Here is a 15,930-nt window from a genome sequence, read left to right as displayed (position 1 = left end):
GTTCGTGGACGAGCGGCGGGTCGGGGGCTCGCGGCCGGGCCGGATCCCGCGCCCGCCCCGGACGCTCCGTCAGCGCTTGTCGCGGCCCCGCTCTGGGGCGATCATGGCGACCAGCCCGTAGTCCAGCTCGGCGCCGTCGACCAGCAGGGCTTCGACCGTGCGCGTGCCGGGGTCGATGTCGGCCTCCACGCCCTCCCCCCGGTAGTGGGGATAGCCCGAGGCGCCCGTCTCTCCGGTCGCCTCCACCGTGGCCACCCGCAGGGCCCTGTCCGCGGCGGACTCGCCCCGCAGGTTCTCGATGTGCTCGGGCACCAGGAGGATGTCAAAGCTCTGCGGCTCTGTGCTCATGGACCGAAACTACCGGATGGGGCGCCCCGGACCGGGTGTGCACACGCCCCGCCTCGTAGGCTCTGCGGGACCCACACGCGGATGAAGAGGAACGACATGAACGGCGCCACCCCGAGCAGGATCCTCCTCGTGGCGAGGGAGACCACCCTCAAGGGCCTGCTGGAGCGCCTCCTGGTGGCGCGGGGGTTCACCGTGGTGGACGGGGGCACCGGGGTGGACACCGTCTCGCTGCTGGGCAGCGCCGGGCCGGTCGACCTGGTGATCTGCGAGCGGACCGGGCCGGGTCTGGACGAGGTGGCGCTCTTCGAGGAGATCCGCCGGCACCCCGAGCACGGGCGGGTGCCGATCCTCGCGCTGCCGCCCGCGGAGCCGGAGTGCACGGTGCGGGCGCTGGAGGCGGGTGTGAGCGACTGTCTCGCGAAGCCGTTCCATCCCGCGGAGTTCGTGGCCCGCGTCGAGCGGCTGGCCCGGCCGGCCGCGGCCTGATTCCGCTCTTCGGCCTCCGGCCGGTCGTCCGGATCCGGCCGGTCCCGGCCGGGCGGCGCGATTGGCCGGACATCGCCCTGGTCCGGGCCGCCCGGGGTTCCTACGATTCGGGCACCCGGTCTTCCCCGGCCGGGAGTTGTCAGGGACATGCCCGGATTCCCCTTCCTGGGCCTGCCCCGTCCCACCCTGCACACCGGTCTGTGACGACCCGGCCCCGCTCTGGCCGGCCGCACCCCCCACCCACCGGCCGACAGGCACCCCCGCCTGCGCGCCGCCCGGTACCGAAGCAGTGGATCGGAGAAACATGTCCGGTGGATTCCTCGTGAGCGGCGCGATCGGCGCCCTGCTCACCGCCACCCTGCCCACGCAGGCCACCCCCTCCACGATCGTGAACCCGCCGCCCGACCGCATCGTGATCGAGGTCGCCACGGTCAACGGATCCGGGTGCCCCAAGGACACCGCGGAGGTCGCGGTGTCCCAGGACAACACCGCCTTCACCGTGACCTACAGCCAGTACCTCGCCCAGGTCGGCGGCGGCGCCCCGCCCACCGCGGCACGCAAGAACTGCCAGCTCAGCCTGATCGTGCACGTGCCCCACGGCTTCACCTACGCGATCGCCAGCGCCGACTACCGCGGCTACGCCTCGCTCGCGCCGGGCGCCAAGGCCACCGAGAAGGCCTCGTACTACTTCCAGGGATCACCGGACACCGCCGCGCGCACCCACAACTTCAGCGGTCCGCAGGAGGACAACTGGCAGGCCACCGACGTGACCGACTGGGCCCAACTGGTCTGGGCGCCGTGCGGGGTGCAGCGCAACTTCAACATCAACACCGAACTGCGGGTGACCAGAGGCACCTCGTCCCCCTCGTCGACCAGCTACATGACGATGGACTCCACCGACGGCAGCATCAACACCATCTACCACCTGGCCTGGAAGGAGTGCCCCGGTAAGTGACCGGCCCGCTTTCGGCCGTCCCCGCTGCGCGTGCGCGCGCGGCGGGGGCGTTCGTGACGGGGGCGTTCGTGACGGGTCCCTGGCCCCTACTCCCCCGAATCCGTCACGGACAGGTGGGGTAACCGCGTTCCCGGACCAGGCGGGCGGTGAGCTCCGTGAAAGCGCGGGCCGCCGCGCTCTCGTACGCGTTCTCCCGGCGCAGCAGGGTGACCGTCCGGGACGGCAGGGCGGGGTCGAGCGGTACGGGGCGCAGGTACGGGTGGTCGTGGGTGACGGCGTCGGGCAGGACGGTGGCCAGCGTGGTGCGCCGGACGATTTCGGTGAGGGCCTGCACGGAGTTGGCCTCGACCGCGATGTCCGGCCGTACGCCGTGGGCGGCGAGGTAGGCGTCGACGTGCACGCGGGTCGCGAAGTCCCCGCTGAGCAGCGCCAGTCGGCGCGTCGCCAGGTCTCCCACGGGCAGCGGCCCCGGATCCGCGCCGGCGGCGGCGACCAGGCCCAGGGTTTCCGTGAACAGCGGGGTCGCCGCGATCCCGGGCGGGTACGGCCCTTCGAAGGCGAGACCGAGGTCGTACTCGTCGGCCAGCAGCCCGGCTTCGATCCGGTCCTGGGGCATTTCCCGGACCTCCAGGGTGATGCCGGGGTGCGCCGTGTGGAGCCCGGCGACGAGCGGGCCCACGAGGTACGCGGTGAAGGTGGGGGTCAGCGCGAGGCGCAGGTGGCCGCGCGAGAGGTCGGCCAGGTCCAGGACGGCGCGCTCGGCCGCGGCCAGCTCCCGCAGGGCGCCGCGGGCGTGGTGGACGTAGGTCGCGCCGGCGTCGGTGAGCCGCACGGTGCGCCCGGTCCGGTCGAGCAGCTGCACGCCGACGGTCCGTTCGAGCTGCTTCACCTGCTGCGACAGGGTGGGCTGGGAGATCCGCAGCTCTTCGGCGGCCCGGGTGAAGCTGCCGTGTTCGGCGACGGCGATCAAGTAGCGCAGGTGACGCAGTTCCAGAGCCATGGAACCGACTATAGATGACAGCAATGACAGTGATGGATATTGCGTCTTGGACACAATAGATGCAGCTCATGCATGGTGGAACTCGTCAAGCCCCGCACGGGGCGCATCCCACGAGAGGGAGTGACCATGCCCACCGCGCATCCTTCGCCCGCCCCGAGCGGTCTCGCGGACGGCGTCGCCCGCTTCCAGCACGAGGTGTTTCCGGCCAAGGCGGACCTTTTCGCCCGGCTGGCCGAGGTGCACCGGCCGACGACCCTGTTCATCGGGTGTTCCGACGCCCGCGTGGTGCCGGAACTGATCACCCAGAGCGAGCCGGGCGAGCTGTTCGTCGTCCGCACCGCCGGGAACCTCGTCCCCGCCCACGCACCGGGTGCGGACGGGGTGGCGGCCAGCATCGAGTACGCCGTCGCCGTCCTCCGTGTCACCGGCATCGTCGTCTGCGGGCACTCCGCCTGCGGGGCGATGACCGCCCTGGCCGAGGGCACCGACCTGAGTGCTGCCGCCTCCGTCGCGGGGTGGCTGCGGCACGCGGACGCCTCGGTGGCCCGCACGGCGGAGGTGGCCGGTCCCGGCCGGCTGTCCGCCCTGGTCCGCGAGAACGTACGCGCGCAACTCGCCAACCTGGCCACCCACCCCTCGGTCGCCCGCGCCCTGACCGCGGGCACCCTCACGCTGCACGGCTGGGTCTACGACATCCGCTCCGGCGGTGTCACGGACGTCGGCCCCGCCGCGGCCGGCTGACCCGTCCCACCCCACTGCCGCCTTCCCCTCGTCCCCCTTCCCGAAGGAGTTCCCGATGCCTCACGCCCAGTTCGACCCCACCGCCCGCCAGACCCTGGCCGTCACCGCCGTCGACGCCAAGACCCGCAAGGACCTCTCCTGGCAGCAGCTCGCCGACGCGGCCGGCCTGTCGGTCGCCTTCGTCACCGCCGCCCTGCTGGGCCAGCACGCCCTGCCCGAGTCCGCCGCGAAGGCGGTCGCCGGTCTGCTGGACCTGGACGAGGACGCGGTGCGGCTCCTCCAGACGATCCCGACCCGCGGTTCGATCCCCGGCGGCATCCCGACCGATCCGACGATCTACCGCTTCTACGAGATGCTGCAGGTCTACGGGACGACGCTCAAGGCGCTGGTCCACGAGCAGTTCGGGGACGGCATCATCAGCGCGATCAACTTCCGGCTGGACGTCCGGAAGGTCGCCGATCCCGAGGGCGGTGAGCGCGCCGTCATCACGCTCGACGGCAAGTACCTTCCGACACGCCCCTTCTGAGAGGTCTTCAGACGCCTTCACCGCAAGCGCCGTGCCGCCCGCCGAGCTGCCAGAAGAGCCGGTTGTCCAGGCATTCCGCCAGGTAGGGCACGCCCGCGGTGTAGCCCGATCCGCGCGCACCGCCGAGCATGCGCGCGGCAAGGCCGTGGTGGGTGGACTTCCAGCGCTGGTGCCGCGCCTCCAGCCCGCCGAGCGCGGTGCGCAAGCGGTTCCACCCGGCCTCGTCTAGGCGCGCCGAGCGGCGCAGGTCGAGGTAGGCCCGGACCACCGTGTCATGGGCGTCGGCCTCCGCCTCGGCCCGTACGGCGGGGACCTGGGTGAAGGCGTCCGACCCCAGTCGCGGGGCGGTCGGGAGGCCGCACAGGATCTCGAAGCGCTTGTACTGTTCGGACTGGATGGCGCTGGCGCCCTGGGTGAACTGCCGGAACGCGGAGAAGTGCCCGGGGCGCATCGTGGCCACCATCCGGAACAACGCCGAAGCCCGGTCGAAGAGACCGGCCGCCCGGTCGACATGGCCGGCCGCCGCGTCGAGCCGGCCGGCGCGCAGCGCCCCGACCGCCTCCCGCACGTCCGCCGCGATCGCCGTGAAGATCATCTCGTGGGCCTGGAGGGTCCGGATGAAGAAGTACTCGTCGTGCAGCACGTACACCGGCTGAACCGTCACGTCGAACCAGTGGGCGGCCTCGGCGGAAGTGGGCCGGGGAAGGAGCGAGGCGATGTCTTCCCAGGTGGACCACGGCATGGGGGCGGCCCGCGAGATCAGCTCCTCGGCGTCCGGGACCGCCAGGTCGTGCGCCACGAACCTCAGCGCGTGGCGGAGGCGCTTGCGCAGGGTCACCGGGTCCGGCGGATCCCGGTCCACGGTCTCCCGTGCTTGCCGTGTCTCCCCCGCCTCCCCTGCCTCCCCTGCCGGGGTCCCGGACCGGATCTCGAAGCGTATGACGTCGGCTATGAGGAGCGTGGCCATGCCGTCCGGGTCGGGCGCGTCGTCCGTCGCGTCCAGAAGGAGCTCCAGCAGCGGCAGGGACAGGTAGGTCCGGTTGCGGTGGCGCCCTTCGTGCTTGTCGAGCATGCAGTCCAGGAACGCCTGGAGATGGGGCCGCCGACCGTGCGCGGCGTGGTCGTCGTGGATCTCGCTGAGCCGGTGCAGGAGGGGCTGCGGCAGGAAGTGCTTCCCGGTCCGCCGGACCTCCTGGGTGACGGCACGGGCCAGGTGGATTCCGTCCCATTCCCCGTCGTCTGCGGGCGTGGGCCCGATGGCCGCCCAGCGGTCCGCCCCTGCACGTTCCGGATTCATCGCCACTCGCCTCCTGGACCTCGTGGGCCTCACGCCGTCCGGGTGAGGCAGGAGATTCAAGTGGGCATGAACGGGACACCGCCCGTCATGTCTCGAACGTTCGTGGCTTGACAAGGGCACAGCGACACGCACAGAGCCTCCGGCCCGGTCGGGCAGGAGGCTCTGCGGAGTACGTTCGGTGCCCACCCTGGCGGCCTGTCGGCCACCGCGCGCCGGTGGAGGAGACGGATCCGGGGAAGCGTGGATCCGGGTGGAACAAGCCGGGGCCCCGTGGGCACTCGCGCAGGCGTCGGAGGCCCCGGCTCGCACAAGGGGAGTGCGTCAGCTGCCGGCCGAGACGTTGCCCGACAGGACCGGGATGTTGTCCAGGATGTGCGAGAGCGGCTCGTCGCCCTTGGCCTGGGTGGAGTTCTCGGTGCACTGCTGGTTCTGCGGGTTGGACAGGACGTTGACGTCCTGGACACCGACGTTGGCGAGGACCGCGAGCAGGGACTGCGCGTTGACCTTGACGGGCAGGCCGATGCAGGGCTTGTTCAGGGTGCCCTGGATGGCGCCGAGCTGCGGGCTCATGTCACCACGGGTCTCCTGGTTGCCGTAGATCTGCGCGGCGCCGTTGCCCTGGACGGTGTTGACCCCGTTGTCGTTGCCGATGGCCATGGCCGGGGCGGCCATGGCCGCACCCACGCCGACGATCGACGCGGTGGCGGCGGCGGTGGCCATGAACTTCTTGATCATCAGTGGTCCTTCTGTCGCACGAGTGCACGGTGATAAGCACCTTGATCAACGGCCGGGGACGGGACAGGTTGCGGCGCTTCACCCGAACGGCCCCTACCTCGCCTCGTCCCCCCGGACGGCCACGCTCAGCTCGGCGACGTAGCGTTCCTCCACCCATCCGTCCGGGAACCGGTCCATCAGGAGGGCGCGTTCGTCCTCCAGGAAGGCTTCCGTGCCGGGCTCGCCGATGAGGAACAGGGAGTGGGTGGACAGCTTGGCCAGATGCGTGTCGACCGGGACGCGGCGCGACCATGTCATCCGGCGGTCGGTGAAGCGCAGCCCCTCCTCGGAGAGGGCGCGCTCGTTGATGTACCAGCCCGGGCCGAACCGCTCCTCGATCCGGTTCTGCTGATCGGCGATCCAGTCGACGCCGGTGTCCGGGTCGTTCTGCCACACCGCCAGGGCCCCGCCGGGCCGCAGCACGCGCAGGGCTTCGGGGACGGCGTGCGCCGGGTCCGTCCAGTGCCAGGACTGCGCGTACGTCAGCAGGTCCAGGCAGCCCGAGGCCAGCGGCAGCCGGTTGCCGTCCGCGCGGACCAGCGGGGTGCCGGGGTTGCGGCGCCGGAACTCCTGCGCCATGCCCTCGCCCGGTTCCACACCGACCACCAGGGCCCCGCGGGCCTCCAGCAGGGCGGTGGCGATCCCCGTTCCCGCTCCGACGTCGGCGACCCGTGCTCCGGCCAGTGGAAAACCGGCCATCTCGGCCAGCGTGTCGAAGAGCTCGGGCGGGTACGCGGGGCGATGGGCGGCGTAGCGTGCGGCCGCGGAGCTGAAGGAACGAGCACGGGATTCGTTCGTCATGGCGTCCATGATGCCGGTGTCCCGGAGCGGCGCGGAGAGGCAGTCCCCCATGGTGGCCGCACGGTATGTCACGTCGCTGGTAGGGGCGTTGGAGCGATGTGCCGGGCAACCCGCGCTCGGCGCCGGCCCGGCCGTCCTCGGGTTCGAGGAGGTGCTCGAAGGGGCCTGCCGGCTGGCCGGTGTGCTCGCCGGGGCGGGGATCGGGCGCGGCTCGGGACTGGCCTGCGTCACGGGTGCGAACCGGCCGGAGGTGCTGCTGGTACGGATCGCCGCGCACCTGCTGGGTGCCCGGCTGACCCAGGTGCTCGCCGGACCCGCCCTGTACGCGCTCGAATTCGTCCTGCGGGACTGCAGGCCGGACCTGGTCGTGCACGATCTCCCGGTACCCGAGACCGGGGCGCCCCGGCTCGGCCTGGCCGAGCTGCTCCGCCGGGCCGCCGCGCGCGGGCCGGGCGAGGTGCCGGTGCGGGCTCGGGAGGACGACGTGGCCCGGGTGACGTACACGGGCGGGACCACGGGGCGGCCGAAGGGGGTGGCCTGCACCTTCGGCGCGATGGCGGCGCGGAACACCGTACGGCCGGCGGGCTGGGCGGAGTCGGTGTACCTGTCGGTGACCTCGCTGGCGCAGCGGTCGGGCGGACGGTGCCTGGAGCAGTGGCGGGCCGGAGGCCGGGTGGAGATCCTCGAACCGTTCACGCCCGCGGAGTTCGCGGCGGCGTGCCGGCGCCTCGGACCGGTGGCCACGTACCTGACGACCTCGATGGTGTACCGGCTGCTGGACGACCCGGCGACCGCCCGCGGTGTACCGGGGCTGGAGGCGGTCTCCTACGGCGACTCGCCCGTCCACCCCGAGCGGCTGCGCGAGGCGGTGACCCGCTGGGGCGGCCGGTGGCGGCAGGGTTACGGCACCAACGAGGCGGCGGTGATCTGCCGGCTCTCCCCCGCCGATCACGAGGCGGCGGTGGGCGGGCGGCCGGAGCTGCTGGCGTCGGTGGGGCGGCCCGTCGCGGGGGTGGCGGTGGAGGTGCGCGACGGGCGGGGCACGGCGGTGGCGGCCGGCCGCACCGGCGAGGTGTGGGTGCGGTCGGGGGCGATGATGACCGGGTACTGGGGCCGGCCGGAACTCACGGCCGGGGTGCTGCGGGACGGATGGCTGCGGACGGGGGACCTCGGGCACTTCGGGGCGGACGGCTACTTGTACCTGGACGACCGGATCGACGACGTGGTGATGGTCCACGGGGACAACGTGTACTGCCTGCCCGTCGAGGCCGCGCTGACCCGGCATCCCGCGGTCGCCCAGGCCGTGGTGGTGGGGCGGCACAGCGACCTCACGGGCGAGGAGGTGTGCGCCTTCCTGGTACCGGCGGCGGGGTACGGTCCCGCGCCCGGGCTCGCCACCGAGGCCTGCGACCTGGTGGAGAAGGAGCTGGCCCCGGCGCACCGGCCCACAGCGGTGTTCTGGGAACGGGCGGTCCCGCTGACGGCGCGGGGCAAGCCGGACAAGCGCCGGCTGCGGGAACGGGCGGCGCGGGCCGCGGCCCGGCCGCAATAGTGCGCCGGGCGGGGGGGGCGGGCGGCGGCGTCAGAAGCGTGCCGGGCGGGGCGGGGCGGCCGGGACCGCTACGCGGCCGGGACCACCGACGCGCGTATCGCCGAGGCCCATTCACCGAGCAGCACGGCGTGGCGGATCCGCTCCGCGTCGGAGAGCCGGCCTTCGGCGCGTGCGAAGAGGCAGCGGATGTCGGCGTTGATCTCGGCGAGGGAACGTTCGCGTTCGGGGACGGCGTGGTCGTCGGAGGTCGGGCTCACGTGATCAAGAATAGGCGTCGCCTCTGACAACGGTGGACGGTGTCCGTCATGCGGACGCCCGGAGCGGGCTCCACCCCCCTCACTCCGCGAGCCGGGCGGCCCGGAAGCTGAGGTACCGGCGCTCCGGAACGCTCAGTGTGAGGCCGGCCGCCTTCGCGTAGGCGGCCCGCGCCGCCGCCCGCTCGCCCGCCCTCTCCAGCAGGTGGGCCCGTACGGCTTCGAGACGGTGGTGGCCGGCCAGGCGCTCGTCCCCGTCCAGTTCGGCGAGCAGGGCCAGCGCCCGTCGCGGCCCGTGCACCATGGCCACGGCGACCGCATGGCCCAGGGCCGTCGCTGTTCGCGGCGCCGCCCATGGCGTCGTAGTCGGACTGCTTCCCGAGCACCATCAGCATGTACTTCATGGGGTGCCACTCCTTCTGTGCTGTGCGGCAGCTCCGGAACCGGATCGGGAGCCTTTCACAGGGGACGTCGGAGCCGTCCCTCCCCTTCGGCCAGGGGTTGCCCCGTACGGCCCAGTAGGCTCGTCGCATGATGATCATCGATCTTGAGCCCGGCGATCCCCGGCTCACCGCCGACCTGCTCCCCGTGCTGCTCGAACTGCGTCCCCACCTGACCGAGGAGCTGTTCCTCGCCATCGTCGCGGAGGCCCACGGGCAGGGGCTCCGCTTCACCGCCGCCTACGACGCGGACGGCCGGTGCGTGGGAGCGGCCGGCTGGCGGATCGTCGTCAACACCGCGGCGGTCCGCTCGCTCTACGTCGACGACCTGGTCACCGCCGCCGCCAGCCGTTCCAGCGGCGTGGGCCGCGAGCTGCTCGCCCACCTGGAGCAGCATGCGCGGGCCGCCGGCTGTACCGCGCTCACGCTGGAATCCGGCACCCAGCGGACCGACGCGCACCGCTTCTACTTCCGCGAGCGGATGGCCGTGACCACCTTCGGTTTCGCGAAGCCGATCGGCTGACGCGTTCACCCGCGAGCCAGGCGTGGACGCCGCACGCGGGTGTGGTGCCCGGTGTGGGTGTGGTGCCTCCCGCTCCGGTCGCCGCCCTGGCAACATGACGGCATGGAACGTGTGCTTGGCATCGGCGGGTACTTCATCCGGGCAGCCGACCCGGCGGCCCTGGGCGCGTGGTACCGCGACTGCCTGGGCCTGGACGCCGACGAGCACGGCCTGTGGCAGCAGGGCGCAGGCCCGACGGTGTTCGCGGCGTTCGAGTCCGGTACCGACTACTTCGGCTCCCGGGCCCAGCAGACCATGCTCAACTTCCGGGTCCGCGACCTGGACGCGATGCTCGCGCAACTGCGCGCCAAGGGCGCGGACGTCGACGAGGAGACGCAGGACATGGAAGGTGTCGGCCGCTTCGGCTGGGTAACCGATCCTGCGGGCAACCGGGTCGAGTTGTGGCAGCCCGCCTGATCCCGCCGTCACGCCGACGGACACCCCATTCGACCGGGGTTCCAGGCCACTCTCCCGGAATTGGACTTGTCCGGAAGCCGATTGGCCTCGCTACGTTCGCCGGATGCGCATCCATGTCGTAGACGCCTTCACCAGCCGCCCCTTCACCGGAAACCCCGCCGGTGTGTGCCTGCTCCCGGCCGGCCCCTGGCCGGACGACGCGTGGCTGGGGCACCTCGCCGCCGAACTGAACCATCCCGAGACCGCTTTCGCCCTGCCGCTCCCGGCCGGGGCCGGGGCCGACTGGGAGATCCGCTGGTTCACCCCGCGCGTCGAAGCCAACCTGTGCGGCCATGCCACATTGGCCACGGTGCACACCCTGCGCCGGGAGGGGCTGCTGACCGGCGGGCCCGTACGGTTCCTCAGCCGGTTCAGCGGTCCGCTCACCGCGTGGGCTGAGGCGGCCGAGGGCGCCGGGGAGGACGGTTCGGCGGGGGATGACGGCGAGATCACCCTGGACTTCCCGGCCGCCCCCGGAACGGAGGTTCCGGTACCCGCGGGTCTCGCGGACGCCCTGGGCGTCCGGCCCGAGGCCACCTTCCGTACGGGTGCCCTGGGCGATCTGCTCGCCGTACTGGCCGACGAGGCCGCCGTACGGTCCCTGCGGCCCGACCTCGCGGCGATCGCGGCCCTGTCCGTGCGCGAGGAGGCGCGCGGGGTCATCGTCACCGCGGCAGCCGACCCGGCGGCGTCCGGGTACGACTTCGTCTCCCGGTTCTTCGCACCCGCGCGGGGCATCCCCGAGGACCCGGTCACCGGCAGCGCCCACACCGCGCTGGCCCCTTACTGGGCGGCGCGGCTGGGGCGCGCCGGTTCCCTCACCGGCCTCCAGGTCTCCGGACGCCCCGGTCAGGTCAAGGTCGCTCTCCACGGGGACCGGGTGCACCTCACCGGCCGAGCGGTCACCGTCCTGGAGGCCACGCTCCTCGTCTGAGCCGGCCCGGGGCGACCGTGACCGAACCGTCGCCGCCTCGAAGCGTGATCGACCTCGTCGGCAAGGGCGCCGCCTTGCTAGCTTCCTGCCGAAGCCGACCCCTGGAGGACCGATCCCATGCCAGTTTCCCGAGGCCCCCGCAACGCACTGGGTGCGGCGGCCGTGGCCGCCGTCCTGCTGACGGGTGCCACCGGGTGCGGGGAGAAGCACGGCACGGCCCCGGCGGCTGCATCGGTTTCCGCGTCCGCCGAGGCGTCCGCGTCGGCATCGGTTTCGGCGGCCGCCGCGGTGTCCGCTTCCGCCTCGCCGTCGACCGCCGCCGCCACGCCGCCGGCGTCCTCGGCATCCCCGACCCCGCCCCCGGCCGTGAGCCGGCCCGTGCCTCCTCCCCCGGCCCAGACCCGGCTCACGGCGACGGTCGACACCCGGGACGGTCGGCTCGCCCTCGTCCGGGGCGGCGCCCCGCAGGAGTTCACCGTCACCCTGCGCAACGGCAACTCCGCCGAGTACCGGCACGTGCTGGTCGCCTTCCAGATGGAGATGCTGGTCGGCGAAGGCGGCGCCGGGGCGGGCAGCGGGCCGGGATTCCTCCTGGAGCGTTTCGACGGGGCCTCGGGCGGCTGGCGCCCGGCCGACTTCCGCATCGCCAACGACGCCAAGCCGCCGGCCCTGTTCTCGGGTGGCAGCCCGCTCGCCCGCGAGGCCGTCCGCACCGAGCGCTACCGGCTGCGCGCCACGGCGGGCGGTCCCACTGGCAGCAGCCCGGTGGTGGTGTCCTTCATCGACACGGACGCCGACGGCGAGGTAGCGGCCCATGTGGTCCTCGGACACAGCACCCGCTGAGTGCCGTACCCGATGCCGGGGCACGGTGACCGGTCCTGCGAGGCGCGGAGCGCCCCGGCCGGGCTCCGCAGGCCCGGCCGGGGCGGGTTCGCCGGTCACTGCACCAGGCCGTCTCTTCCGGATCCTGCCGGGCCTTCGACGCCGGGCACGGCACCGGGCGCCGCGCGCTCGGCCGACAGGATCCGAAAGAGATGGCCTAATTGGGGATCGTCCAGGCGAACTTGCCGCCGTTGACCCAGTGGACCACCTCCAGGTCGTCGAGGTCGTGGATCGTGATGCCCGCCTCCGCGGCGATCAGGAGCACGTCCGTCATCGACGTCGCCCTGCCGACGAACTCGCCGTCGACTTCCACGATGCGGAAGGGCGGGTTTCCGGGTTGCACGCCTCGTACGGTGATCCGCGCCGAGGAGATGTGTGGTGTCGAGCCTTCGGTCATGCGGAGACGGTCGCATGCCGTGGCCGGTGACGGGCTCGGCGACACGGTCCGAGCGGCCGATCGGCTTCCTCAGGCCGCGTCCCGGCCCGTCTCCCCGAGGGCGGACGCCGCGGTCTGCCAGGCGGCCGTGACCGCTTGCCGGGCCCGGTCCGTGGCCTCGGGCACCCCGTCGGGCAGGTGCAGCGGCGAGCCGATGTGGACGTGGAAGCAGGGCCTGCGCAGCGGGGCGGTGAACACGCCGGCGAGCTGCTTGGCGCCGCTCCCGGAGCAGAGGCGGCGGGCGCCTGCCTGGCCGACGGGCACGACCGGTGCGCCCGTCGCGGCGGCCAGCCGGGCCAGGCCGCTGCGGAAGGGGCCGGGCGGCGTCTCGCCCGCGTCGCGGCGCACGGGCAGCCTGCCTTCGCCGTAGAGCAGCACGCTGCGGCCCGAGGCCAGGGCGACGGCCGCGGCGTCGAGGGAATCGGCCGCGCGGGCCGTGCCGCGGTGGACGGCGATATGGCCTTCCCGGCGGAGCACGGAGCCGAGCAGGGGGACCCGCCAGAGGCCACTGGTGGCCAGGATGACCGGCTCGATCCCGTACCGGCGCAGCGCGGCGACCACGACGGCAGGGTCGGCGAGGGAGGTGTGGTTGGCGACGAGGATGGCGCCGGAGGCGGGGCGGTGCCCGGGGTCGGCGGTGACGGTCAGCCGCCCGAAAGCGGGCACGAGGGCGGCGGCGATTCGGCTGAGCATGGACGACCCCGTTCGGATGGTGCGGTGCGATGTGACCCATGGTCGGGCGGCGGGGCGGGCGGGGCATGAGTAGGCGTACTCAGCGAATATGACCGAACGGTCACAAGATCCAGCGGAGGGAACGAGCGGGGTACCGGGGACATCTGGCAGTGCGGCGAGGCCCCGCGGGGCCTCGCCGGTCGTATCGGCATGATGTGAGCAGCAAGGCGGGGCTGGGATGAAGGCGGTAACGGTGGCGGGCGGTTCCTCGGACGACCCGGAGACGGAGGCGGAAACCACGGTCCTGGAGGGCGAGCCCAAGACGACGGCCGAGGACGGTGCCGACGGTGGGGGCGAGCCGGAGGCTGCCGCCGAGGCGGGGCCCGAACTCCCGGGCGAGGCCGCGCCCGAGGCCGACTCCGAACTCCCCGGCGAAGGCCGCTCCGCGACGGAAGCCACCCCCGACGGCGAAGCCGAGCCCGACGGCGGGCTGCCCGGCGCAGCCGAGCCCGAGGCCAGGCCCGAGGCCGGAACCGACAAGGAAACCGGGCCCGAGGACGACGCCGAACTCCCCCACCGGCCGGACCCCGAGGACAAGGCCCACACCAAGCAGCCGGGCGACACCCGGTCCACGACGGACACCGCACCCGACAGCGAAGCCGAGCCCAAGGCCGAGCACCCCGGCGCAGCCGAGGCCGAGGCCGGAACCGACAAGGAAACCGGGCCCGAGGACGACGTCGAACTCCCCCGCCAGCCGGACCCCGAGGACAAGGCCAACACCAAGCAGCCGGGCGGCACCCGGTCCACGACGGACACCGCACCCGACAGCGAAGCCGAGCCCGAGGCCGAGGCCGGAACCGACGGGGAAACCGGGCCCGAGGCCGACGCCGAACTCCCCCGCCAGCCGGACCCCGAGGACAAGGCCCACACCGAGCAGCCGGGCGGCACCCGGTCCACGACGGACACCGCACCCGACAGCGAAGCCGAGCCCGACGCCGAGCACCCGGGCGCAGCCGAGCCCGAGGCCGGAACCGACGGGGAAACCGGGCCCGAGGCCGGAACCGACGGCGAAGCCGCGCCCAAGGCCCACGCCGGGTCCGAGGGAGAGGCCGGCTCCGAGCCGGAAGGGGAGGCCGGGCGCGGGGTCACGGATCGCCCCGGCGCGGCGGCGGTGGCAGCCGACGCGGACATCGACGACGGCGACGGCGACCGTCCCGGCGGTGGATCCGGGCCGAAGGATCGGGCCGGGACCGCGGTCGAAGACCCGTCCGACCAGACGATGCTCATCGCCGTGCCCAAGGCGGAGCCCGCCGAGCCGGACGCCCCGCGGACGGCACCCTCCTGGGCCCGGAAGGCCGAGCCGGACCCCGAGCGGACGAGCCAGTTCGTCGCGCTCAAGGACGTCGACCTGCCCGCGCCCGTCGCCCCGCGGGCCCAGCCGCAGCCCACCGAAGACAGGCTCGCCGGGCCGGCCCCCGCCGCGCCGCTGCCTCCGCTCGATCTGCTGGCCGAGCTCACCAACACCCCTGCCCCGCCGGAGACCCCGCGCCGGACCGCGGTGCGCCGCGTCAAGATATGGACGCCGATCCTGCTCCTCCTCGTGGGCGCGGGCGTCGGCGCCCAGCTGCTGCGCCCGCTCCCCACCCCGCAGCTGGTCGCGGCCGACACCGACCGCGCCATCGACGGGCAGTTCTCCATCCCCTGGCCTGCCAAGGGCCAGGGCGCCGTCCGCGTCTCCGGCTCCGGTGACCTCGGCACCTTCGGCGAGCAGAAGCCCGTCCCGACGGCCAGTGTCGCCAAGGTGATGACGGCCTACGTGATCCTCAAGAGCCACCCGCTGCGCAAGAGCGACCCGGGTCCGGACATCACGGTCGACGCGAAGGCCGTGGCGGACGGCGGCTCGGAACACGAGTCCCGTATCCGGAGCCTGACCGTCGGGCAGAAGTTCAGCCAGCAGGACATGCTCAAGATGCTCATGATCCCGTCGGGGAACAACATCGGCCGTCTGCTGGCCCGTTGGGACTCCGGCACCGACTCCGAGGCCGCGTTCGTGGCGAAGATGAACGCCGCCGCCAAGGAACTCGGCATGGACAGCACCACGTACACGGACCCCAGCGGTCTGGACTCGGCCACCGTCAGCACCGCCGCCGATCAGCTCAAGCTCGCCGAAGCCGTCATGAAGGACGAGGTGTTCCGCACGATCGTCGCGCTGCCGAACGCCACCATCAAGGGGCTGCCCGAGCGGCTCGAGAACAACAACATCCTGCTCAACAGCCAGGGCCTCAGCATCCGGGGTATCAAGACCGGTTCGAGCACCCCCGCCGGCGGAACCCTGATGTGGGCGGCGTACAGGACGATCGGTGACGAGACGCCGCTGATCCTCGGCACGCTGATGGATCAGCATGCGGACGGGCCGGACGAGGACGGCGCCGACAGCCTGAAGCTGGTGCTGGCGAACAGCAAGAAGATCATCGAGGCCGTACGGAACGCTCTCGCCTCGGCCCCGGTCGTCCGCAAGGGCGATGTCGTCGGCCATCTGGACGACGGGCTCGGCGGGCGTACCCCGCTGGTGGCCACCAAGGACCTGAACGTGATCGGCGTGCCGGGCCAGCAGCTGAAACTGTCCCTCACCGTACCGGCCGGCGCCGGACCGCTGCCGCACACCGCGAAGGCCGGTACGGAAGTGGCCGTCCTCACGGTCGGCAGTGGGGAGAGTGCGAAGAACGTGCCCGTCGCGGTCAAGGGGGCTTTGGCCGAGCCCGACTTCGGCACGCGGCTCACCCGCGGCCGCTGACCGGACGAGGAGAGCGGCGC

The 15,930-nt window shown here is 73.1% G+C and carries 19 protein-coding genes; 10 read left to right on the top strand and 9 right to left on the bottom strand.

Going from position 1 to position 15,930, the window contains the following annotated elements; translation table 11 throughout:
* Nucleotides 1–69: 69 nt before the first annotated feature.
* Nucleotides 70–348, bottom strand: a complete 279-nt coding sequence (locus tag DEJ51_RS33555) for a hypothetical protein (RefSeq protein ID WP_150261375.1) — start codon at nt 346–348, stop codon at nt 70–72.
* Nucleotides 349–429: 81 nt separating this feature from the next.
* On the opposite strand from DEJ51_RS33555, the gene DEJ51_RS33550 reads away from it, so the two are divergent.
* Together DEJ51_RS33550 and DEJ51_RS33545 are read left to right on the top strand one after the other, a co-directional pair.
* Nucleotides 430–834: a PleD family two-component system response regulator gene (locus DEJ51_RS33550; protein ID WP_150261374.1), complete on the top strand. Its 405-nt coding sequence runs from the start codon at nt 430–432 to the stop codon at nt 832–834.
* 304 nt (nt 835–1,138) lie between these two features.
* Complete coding sequence (locus DEJ51_RS33545; protein ID WP_150261373.1) at nt 1,139–1,789, top strand: DUF4360 domain-containing protein; 651 nt, start codon at nt 1,139–1,141, stop codon at nt 1,787–1,789.
* Nucleotides 1,790–1,892: 103 nt separating this feature from the next.
* On the opposite strand, the gene cynR is transcribed toward DEJ51_RS33545, so the two are convergent.
* Nucleotides 1,893–2,789 (bottom strand): transcriptional regulator CynR, encoded by an 897-nt coding sequence (cynR, locus tag DEJ51_RS33540; protein ID WP_150261372.1) that lies wholly within the window; start codon nt 2,787–2,789, stop codon nt 1,893–1,895.
* A gap of 126 nt (nt 2,790–2,915) precedes the next feature.
* On the opposite strand from cynR, the gene DEJ51_RS33535 reads away from it, so the two are divergent.
* Nucleotides 2,916–3,530 (top strand): carbonic anhydrase, encoded by a 615-nt coding sequence (locus DEJ51_RS33535; RefSeq protein WP_223836097.1) that lies wholly within the window; start codon nt 2,916–2,918, stop codon nt 3,528–3,530.
* A gap of 55 nt (nt 3,531–3,585) precedes the next feature.
* Entirely contained in the window at nt 3,586–4,056 is a 471-nt protein-coding gene (gene cynS / locus DEJ51_RS33530) for a cyanase (RefSeq protein WP_150261370.1), read from the top strand.
* A gap of 7 nt (nt 4,057–4,063) precedes the next feature.
* Here the strand turns inward: cynS and DEJ51_RS33525 are convergent, their stop codons facing one another.
* From DEJ51_RS33525 to DEJ51_RS33515, 3 genes are all read right to left on the bottom strand, one after another.
* The gene (locus DEJ51_RS33525) at nt 4,064–5,353 is read right to left on the bottom strand and encodes a tryptophan 2,3-dioxygenase family protein (protein WP_150261369.1); all 1,290 of its coding nucleotides are present in this window, start codon (nt 5,351–5,353) and stop codon (nt 4,064–4,066) included.
* A gap of 321 nt (nt 5,354–5,674) precedes the next feature.
* Nucleotides 5,675–6,088, bottom strand: coding sequence for a rodlin (locus DEJ51_RS33520; protein WP_150261368.1), 414 nt, complete (start codon nt 6,086–6,088; stop codon nt 5,675–5,677).
* A 93-nt stretch (nt 6,089–6,181) separates the two neighbouring features.
* Complete coding sequence (locus DEJ51_RS33515) at nt 6,182–6,928, bottom strand: class I SAM-dependent methyltransferase (RefSeq protein ID WP_150261367.1); 747 nt, start codon at nt 6,926–6,928, stop codon at nt 6,182–6,184.
* A gap of 88 nt (nt 6,929–7,016) precedes the next feature.
* Between DEJ51_RS33515 and DEJ51_RS33510 the strand changes: the two genes are divergently transcribed.
* Nucleotides 7,017–8,480 carry an AMP-binding protein gene (locus DEJ51_RS33510; protein WP_190620835.1) on the top strand — a complete coding sequence of 488 codons (1,464 nt, stop codon included), beginning with the start codon at nt 7,017–7,019 and terminating at the stop codon, nt 8,478–8,480.
* Between the two features lie 68 nt (nt 8,481–8,548).
* Here DEJ51_RS33510 and DEJ51_RS33505 read toward each other — a convergent pair whose 3' ends face one another.
* Both DEJ51_RS33505 and DEJ51_RS33500 read right to left on the bottom strand, forming a co-directional pair.
* Entirely contained in the window at nt 8,549–8,737 is a 189-nt protein-coding gene (locus tag DEJ51_RS33505; protein WP_150261365.1) for a hypothetical protein, read from the bottom strand.
* Nucleotides 8,738–8,816: 79 nt separating this feature from the next.
* The gene (locus tag DEJ51_RS33500) at nt 8,817–9,044 is read right to left on the bottom strand and encodes a hypothetical protein (RefSeq protein ID WP_411757369.1); all 228 of its coding nucleotides are present in this window, start codon (nt 9,042–9,044) and stop codon (nt 8,817–8,819) included.
* Between the two features lie 221 nt (nt 9,045–9,265).
* Between DEJ51_RS33500 and DEJ51_RS33495 the strand changes: the two genes are divergently transcribed.
* The 4 genes from DEJ51_RS33495 to DEJ51_RS34805 all read left to right on the top strand — a co-directional run bounded on the left by DEJ51_RS33495 (nt 9,266) and on the right by DEJ51_RS34805 (nt 11,969).
* Nucleotides 9,266–9,697, top strand: a complete 432-nt coding sequence (locus DEJ51_RS33495) for a GNAT family N-acetyltransferase (protein WP_150261364.1) — start codon at nt 9,266–9,268, stop codon at nt 9,695–9,697.
* Between the two features lie 102 nt (nt 9,698–9,799).
* Nucleotides 9,800–10,153, top strand: a complete 354-nt coding sequence (locus DEJ51_RS33490) for a VOC family protein (protein ID WP_150261363.1) — start codon at nt 9,800–9,802, stop codon at nt 10,151–10,153.
* A gap of 103 nt (nt 10,154–10,256) precedes the next feature.
* Nucleotides 10,257–11,126 carry a PhzF family phenazine biosynthesis protein gene (locus DEJ51_RS33485; RefSeq protein ID WP_150261362.1) on the top strand — a complete coding sequence of 290 codons (870 nt, stop codon included), beginning with the start codon at nt 10,257–10,259 and terminating at the stop codon, nt 11,124–11,126.
* Between the two features lie 117 nt (nt 11,127–11,243).
* Entirely contained in the window at nt 11,244–11,969 is a 726-nt protein-coding gene (locus DEJ51_RS34805; RefSeq protein WP_190620833.1) for a hypothetical protein, read from the top strand.
* A gap of 196 nt (nt 11,970–12,165) precedes the next feature.
* Here the strand turns inward: DEJ51_RS34805 and DEJ51_RS33470 are convergent, their stop codons facing one another.
* Complete coding sequence (locus tag DEJ51_RS33470) at nt 12,166–12,405, bottom strand: hypothetical protein (protein WP_150261359.1); 240 nt, start codon at nt 12,403–12,405, stop codon at nt 12,166–12,168.
* 69 nt (nt 12,406–12,474) lie between these two features.
* Entirely contained in the window at nt 12,475–13,137 is a 663-nt protein-coding gene (locus DEJ51_RS33465; protein ID WP_150261358.1) for a lysophospholipid acyltransferase family protein, read from the bottom strand.
* Between the two features lie 217 nt (nt 13,138–13,354).
* On the opposite strand from DEJ51_RS33465, the gene DEJ51_RS35450 reads away from it, so the two are divergent.
* Nucleotides 13,355–15,910: a serine hydrolase gene (locus tag DEJ51_RS35450; protein ID WP_223836096.1), complete on the top strand. Its 2,556-nt coding sequence runs from the start codon at nt 13,355–13,357 to the stop codon at nt 15,908–15,910.
* Nucleotides 15,911–15,930: the final 20 nt, after the last annotated feature.

Origin of the sequence: Streptomyces venezuelae (genome assembly GCF_008642275.1) — a bacterium.
Classification (GTDB): domain Bacteria; phylum Actinomycetota; class Actinomycetes; order Streptomycetales; family Streptomycetaceae; genus Streptomyces; species Streptomyces venezuelae_E.
The sequence above is the reverse complement of the archived record's forward strand: the minus strand, read 5'-3'. Positions and strand labels throughout refer to the sequence as shown.

Coding starts and splice junctions, on each gene's coding strand:
- DEJ51_RS33495 (WP_150261364.1), top strand. CDS start 9,266: ATGATGATCATCGATCTTGAGCCCGGCGATCCCCGGCTCACCGCCGAC.
- DEJ51_RS33520 (WP_150261368.1), bottom strand. CDS start 6,088: ATGATCAAGAAGTTCATGGCCACCGCCGCCGCCACCGCGTCGATCGTC.
- DEJ51_RS33515 (WP_150261367.1), bottom strand. CDS start 6,928: ATGACGAACGAATCCCGTGCTCGTTCCTTCAGCTCCGCGGCCGCACGC.
- DEJ51_RS34805 (WP_190620833.1), top strand. CDS start 11,244: ATGCCAGTTTCCCGAGGCCCCCGCAACGCACTGGGTGCGGCGGCCGTG.
- cynR (WP_150261372.1), bottom strand. CDS start 2,789: ATGGCTCTGGAACTGCGTCACCTGCGCTACTTGATCGCCGTCGCCGAA.
- DEJ51_RS33535 (WP_223836097.1), top strand. CDS start 2,916: ATGCCCACCGCGCATCCTTCGCCCGCCCCGAGCGGTCTCGCGGACGGC.
- DEJ51_RS33550 (WP_150261374.1), top strand. CDS start 430: ATGAAGAGGAACGACATGAACGGCGCCACCCCGAGCAGGATCCTCCTC.
- DEJ51_RS33525 (WP_150261369.1), bottom strand. CDS start 5,353: ATGAATCCGGAACGTGCAGGGGCGGACCGCTGGGCGGCCATCGGGCCC.
- DEJ51_RS33555 (WP_150261375.1), bottom strand. CDS start 348: ATGAGCACAGAGCCGCAGAGCTTTGACATCCTCCTGGTGCCCGAGCAC.
- DEJ51_RS33545 (WP_150261373.1), top strand. CDS start 1,139: ATGTCCGGTGGATTCCTCGTGAGCGGCGCGATCGGCGCCCTGCTCACC.
- DEJ51_RS33490 (WP_150261363.1), top strand. CDS start 9,800: ATGGAACGTGTGCTTGGCATCGGCGGGTACTTCATCCGGGCAGCCGAC.
- DEJ51_RS33485 (WP_150261362.1), top strand. CDS start 10,257: ATGCGCATCCATGTCGTAGACGCCTTCACCAGCCGCCCCTTCACCGGA.
- DEJ51_RS33465 (WP_150261358.1), bottom strand. CDS start 13,137: ATGCTCAGCCGAATCGCCGCCGCCCTCGTGCCCGCTTTCGGGCGGCTG.
- cynS (WP_150261370.1), top strand. CDS start 3,586: ATGCCTCACGCCCAGTTCGACCCCACCGCCCGCCAGACCCTGGCCGTC.
- DEJ51_RS33470 (WP_150261359.1), bottom strand. CDS start 12,405: ATGACCGAAGGCTCGACACCACACATCTCCTCGGCGCGGATCACCGTA.
- DEJ51_RS35450 (WP_223836096.1), top strand. CDS start 13,355: ATGAAGGCGGTAACGGTGGCGGGCGGTTCCTCGGACGACCCGGAGACG.